This is a genomic window from Natronospira sp. (assembly GCF_007134575.1).
Lineage (GTDB): Bacteria > Pseudomonadota > Gammaproteobacteria > Natronospirales > Natronospiraceae > Natronospira > Natronospira elongata.
In genome coordinates, this window is record NZ_SLKM01000220.1 from 1 (window position 1) to 5,013 (window position 5,013).

Annotated in this window: 7 protein-coding genes; 6 read left to right on the forward strand and 1 reads right to left on the reverse strand. The window is 64.1% G+C overall.

Annotated features, from left to right (window positions below):
- Positions 1-311: hypothetical protein (locus ACJWXQ_RS08805; protein WP_406672612.1), on the reverse strand; the 311-nt coding region annotated here is incomplete at its 3' end.
- A gap of 186 nt (positions 312-497) precedes the next feature.
- On the opposite strand from ACJWXQ_RS08805, the gene ACJWXQ_RS08810 reads away from it, so the two are divergent.
- The 6 genes from ACJWXQ_RS08810 to cas2 all read left to right on the forward strand — a co-directional run bounded on the left by ACJWXQ_RS08810 (position 498) and on the right by cas2 (position 4,780).
- Positions 498-1,013, forward strand: a complete 516-nt coding sequence (locus ACJWXQ_RS08810) for a hypothetical protein (RefSeq protein ID WP_406672613.1) — start codon at positions 498-500, stop codon at positions 1,011-1,013.
- A 55-nt stretch (positions 1,014-1,068) separates the two neighbouring features.
- A complete protein-coding gene (locus ACJWXQ_RS08815) occupies positions 1,069-2,145 on the forward strand; it encodes a hypothetical protein (protein ID WP_406672614.1) in 1,077 nt (358 codons plus the stop codon).
- A gap of 417 nt (positions 2,146-2,562) precedes the next feature.
- The gene (locus ACJWXQ_RS08820) at positions 2,563-3,045 is read left to right on the forward strand and encodes a hypothetical protein (RefSeq protein ID WP_406672615.1); all 483 of its coding nucleotides are present in this window, start codon (positions 2,563-2,565) and stop codon (positions 3,043-3,045) included.
- 118 nt (positions 3,046-3,163) lie between these two features.
- Complete coding sequence (locus tag ACJWXQ_RS08825; protein WP_346053298.1) at positions 3,164-3,448, forward strand: hypothetical protein; 285 nt, start codon at positions 3,164-3,166, stop codon at positions 3,446-3,448.
- A 46-nt stretch (positions 3,449-3,494) separates the two neighbouring features.
- The gene (gene cas1 / locus ACJWXQ_RS08830; RefSeq protein ID WP_346053300.1) at positions 3,495-4,421 is read left to right on the forward strand and encodes a CRISPR-associated endonuclease Cas1; all 927 of its coding nucleotides are present in this window, start codon (positions 3,495-3,497) and stop codon (positions 4,419-4,421) included.
- Between the two features lie 2 nt (positions 4,422-4,423).
- Positions 4,424-4,780, forward strand: coding sequence for a CRISPR-associated endonuclease Cas2 (cas2, locus tag ACJWXQ_RS08835; RefSeq protein WP_406672616.1), 357 nt, complete (start codon positions 4,424-4,426; stop codon positions 4,778-4,780).
- The last annotated feature ends 233 nt before the right edge of the window (positions 4,781-5,013 follow it).

The window sequence follows — 5,013 nt, forward strand, 5'->3', positions numbered from 1 at the left end:
GCCTCCCAGGCAGCGATCTGCATGGGCTTGGTACCGCCATTGCTGACCAGAATCACCTCATCACTGAAATGATCGATATGCTTGCTGAGTCCGCGGTGGATGTCGTGGGCGTGGGCCATGCCGCGCAGCACGTCCTGATTTCTGAAGCCGCGGTCCCACAGGATTTGATGAGGATGCTTTATCCACTCCTGTTCCGTCGCCTGGGGCGATGCCAGCCAGTGGATCTTGTCCTCGGGCTTTGCAAGATCCAGCAGCACGGGCAAATTGGCGACACCGTTGCCGGTTGCAATGCAGATGAAGTCCTTGGCCATTGGCGTTGCGCCCCCTTGATCGCTATCCCGCATGATCAGACAGTCTATCCAATCAACCCGGCTTTCCGCTGCAGGAGCTTTCCTGCAAGCTTGCAGCCCCGCCACGATTGGCCCCGAACTGCTTCAATGCGCCCTATCGCGTCCGCGGGCGCGAACGATTGGGTTCTGTCTGCCGGAGGGCTGTGCATGAAAAAGCTATTGACCCTGCCGGGTACCTGGACGGTGCCCGTGGTACTGCTTGGCCTGATTGGGCTCGATGCGGCCACCAAGCTGCTGGCCCTGTACTGGCTGGCCGGTGAGCCCTTTCCCATGCCGATCATCAACGGCGTGGCCTGGCATTACATGGAGACGGGCCTGGGCCTGCTGGGTGCTTTCGTTCCGGAATCATGGCGTGGGCCGGCGCATGTGGCGCTGGCCGCGGGCTGCTGTCTGGGTATCGCCTCGGGACTGTATGCGGAGATGGTTGAGAGGAGCCCGCTCACGCTGCCGGCCACCATGCTCCTGGCGACCTGTCTCTCCAGCTGGGGCGAGTACTTCGCCAGCGGGGTGGTGACCCGTTTCATTATGATCACGCCACCTTCCGGCGATGGTGTGATGGTCAATATTGGTATCCTTGCGGGGGTGTTGGGCCTTGCACTGCTGGTGGCGGTATCCATTCACGAGTCAGTCGCCAGGGCACTGCGCGCCCGGGCCGCCAGGTAGTCGAAACATGGTGCCTGAAGCATTTCAGGTTCAGGCCAGATAAAGGGGGAACAGCATGAAGGAAAAGCCGGGCAATCGATTCAATCGCTGGGAGAAGTCGCAAGACGCAACAGGGAAACTGGCAGTACCGTCCTGGGCCCGTGACCGTCGCCCGGGCGACTGGATCGAGGCGGTCTCGATCGAGAAGGTGCCTGGCCGGGTCAGGGATCTTTTCCGTGCCCATCCGGACCGGGATGAGCTGGAGCTTGGGGTTTTCTTTGACGATACCCGGCCCGGGGTGGTCGACCTGCTCGTCGGCCCCTTTGCGGAAATGGCCCTGCCCTACGACCATGTTCACCACGATGCCGATTTCCCGGGGCAATCACCCCTCTGTGTCCTGCTCCAGGCGATCGAGGAGGCGGTATTCCGGGGCGAGGAGCCGGAAAACCCGCACATGATCCTTTTCCAGCGAAGCGGCAAGGCCCTGCCCTGCGCCCTGAGACAGGGGCTGTCGACGCCCTATGATCGAAAGCGCTACCCCGGCCTGGCAATGCCCCCGGCCTGGCAGCCCCCCGAGGAAAGCCTGGATCCGGATCCGGACCACGAGCCGGACCCGACCCTCACCCCCCAGGCCGAGGCCATCAAGCAGTTCACCGAACGGGAACGCCCGCAAAAGACCGGGCAGGCGCCGGAAGACAGCGTGCCCGCCGGGGACGAACCGGACCGGCGCCGGATCTCGCTCGCCGATTACCATGAAAGCGCGCCCTCGTCACTGGTGGCCGGGATGAGCTGCGAGATGGCGGCGTTCACCATCAACGAGACCATGGTGGTCAACGAAGGCGGCGAGATGACCCTGGCGGTGTACTTCAGCCAGGAGAAGGCGGACAGCCTGGCTCTCGATTTTCACGATGACGGAGAGGGCCTGACACTGAAAGCCTATGACTGCCTGCCGCTCAGTCCCGACACCCGCAGGAACTGCGAGACCATCAACCAGTTGCTGGCGGTCATCGCCGAGCGGGTGCGTGCCGGCCAGGAGCTGGAAAACCCCCACTTTTTCACCATCAACATGGATGAGTTGTGGATCGCCCCCCTGTCAGAAGACCGGGACAGGGCCCCTCTGCCCCAGAGTATTTCTCCACGCCTGGTGCATTGATCAGAGGTTCCCTTGCCTGTCTGACCTGCCACCAAACCGGGCTGCAAGCTTGCAAAGGGCCCCCTTTTCATCACCGGCCACTACACTGATTCCTGTCGCCTGGCCGGACAGGCCGGCACCGAATCACCCGGCTCCGGGGGCCAATACGGAGCAGCCAGCGCGGGCCCAGTGGCTTGGTAACGCCCGCAGTCGGTCACGGTGTTTTCGCGCTCACTGAAGCGACTCCTTGCCGGGGGCCGACCGTCGGGGCCACGAGACGGCCCCGTTTTCTTCCTGCCGAATCCTGCAAGCTTGCAGCGGCCTGTTTTCGGGGAACCCGCGCCTGTACGGGCGGTCAGGAACAGGCCGTGGGTCCAATGGGCCGTTCGCGAATGAGCCGTTCGCAATGGGACCACAGCCAGAGAAAAGGGGGTAGCCATGAAGCGATTCGTCATGCCGGGTGTGCAGGGGGCGGTGACCGTGGATGTCTTTCTCGGTGACCTGCCGGACGGGCCGGTCTACCGCGATGCCCTGTGTTGCCATGTTGGCTGGGCCGACCGAATCCGCCGGGGCCGCTACCGTCTGCTCCGGGAGCAGCGCAGCCACTGCCAGTACCGCCTGAGCAGCCTGCGTCATCACTGCCGCTGGAACGGCATCGACTGGCATCAGTCCGCTTTTCGCCGCTGGGGTGTTCCGAGCTACGGGGTGCTGGAGATTCAGCCCCTGCGCTTTCGTTTTGCCGCCCATTTCGCGCCCGGCGGCCTGTATCTGTTCAGTGACTGGATCTCGGTCTACGAGGCCGGCGACTGTGTCCGCCTGCCCCCGGACCTGGAAGCCCGGCTGATCGAATCCATCGATCCGTCCACCCCGGCGAAAGCATCAACGCCAGGCCAGTCAGCCGACGCCATCCCGATCCATTGAGCCCGGGCACCAGCCCGGCGTGGCGATGCGACAGGCAATGTCGCGTTGCCGCTGCCGGGGGCTTGTGGTGCATGAATTTGCCGTTATACCAGTGAATTCACCCAGACCGGAGAGGCCCATGTCCCGCGCCACGCAACTGACCTTCATCAGCTGGGATACCAGCGACAATGAACGCCGCATCGCCTTCGACCGCCTGGTCGAGCCCTTCTGCATCCACTACCAGGGCTCGGTCCGCCTCTGTCATCTGAGCGCGGAAGATCGCCGCCTGCTGACCCTAGCCCTGAGCCGGATTGCCACCCGCGAAGACCGCCTCATCATCACGGTGGTCAGAAAGGCCCCGGAAGAGGCCGCCATACAGGGCCTGGCCGGCCCACCCCAGCCTCATCAGGCCATTCTCATCTGAAAGCCGGCCACGCCGGTGGCCCCTAGCAACAATAGAGGATCCGCCCATGCATACCGTTGTCATTGACAAGCCCCGCCTTCGCCTGAGCCGGGAACGCCAGAGCCTGCTGGTCCACGATGAGCAGGGCCTGCGCCACCGCATCCCCTTCAGCCAGATGGATGGCCTGCTGCTGTCCAGCAAGGTGCAACTGGATTCCAGCCTGCTCTGTCACCTCAGCGAGGCCGGCATCCCGGTCACCGCCCTGCCGGCCAGAAAGGGCAGGGCCTGTGTCATGGCCGCCCCGCCCGGGGCCACCGCCCGGCGCCGGCGCGACCAGTATCTGGCTGCCATCGACCCGGCCCGCAGCCTTGCCCTGGCCCGGCCCTTTGTGGCTGCTCGTCTCAGGGGCCAGCAGGCCGTCCTGCGTCTGCTCGCCCGCCGCCGGCCCGAACACCGCCGCGAGCTGATTCGCGCGGCCGCCATTGCCCGGTCCAGCCGCAGAAAGCTCGGCGCCGCCGGCAGCCTCGCCCGCCTGCGGGGCCTGGAAGGCCGTGCCACCCGCGCCTACTTCCAGGCCTGGGGCCGCTGCCTGCCCGCCTCGGCGGGCTTTGCCGGCCGCAACCGCCGCCCGCCCAGGGACCCGGCCAACGCCGTGCTGTCCTACCTCTCCACCATTCTCGTGCGGGAAGCCGAAACCGTCTGCCATCAGGTGGGCCTGGACCCCATGCAGGGCTATCTCCACGAAGCCGACTGGAATCGCCCGGCCCTGGCCTGTGATTTGATGGAAGTGGTGCGGCATCGGGTGGAGCTGATGACCCAGGAGCTCTTCTCCCAGGGCATTCTTCGCTCTGATCAGTTCAGCAAAGCCACGCAACATGGCTGTCGCATGAATCCTGCCGCCCGCAGGGCGGTGGCCAATCACTGGGCGGGGCTCCGGCATGGCATTCGCCGACAGCTTCTTCAATCGATCTACCATCTGATCCGGGAGCTTTGATCATGAGCAACAGAAAGCGTGACTGGCTGATCGCCTATGACATCACTTGTGCCCGCCGTCGCAGGCGGATAGCCGGGTGCCTTGAAGACCATGCATTCCGGGTGCAGTACTCGGTTTTCGCAACCCGCCTGAGCCAGGCCGGCATGGCCGCCCTGGCCCGCGAACTCGAAACCCACTGCGACCCGGCGGATGGTGATGACATCCAGATCCTCGAGCTGCCGGCTGGCGAGGAATCGGCATTGGTCCGCAACCCGCTTTCACTGGATGGCGTCAGCGGCAGACTGGCCGAACGCTTCCAGCAGGCCCCGGATACGGTTGCAGAAGAATATTCGGAGACGTCATATTGGAGGGCGGTATGATGTGACTTTTTGTGGGTTGATTGGCCCAAGGGAGGGCTCAAGATTGCAGGCTCATGTACTTTTCCTGGCGGCAGTTTTGGATTTTCGGGAAACCCCCTTGCAAGCCCCTGAATCCAGGGCTATTCTGGAGCCGTAGAGTCCGAATACGTGGCCCGCTTGATAGGGCATTAAGACCCCAAGCCTGTAGCTGCTCGAGAGCCTTCGGGGCGTCCGAATACGTGGCCCGCTTGATA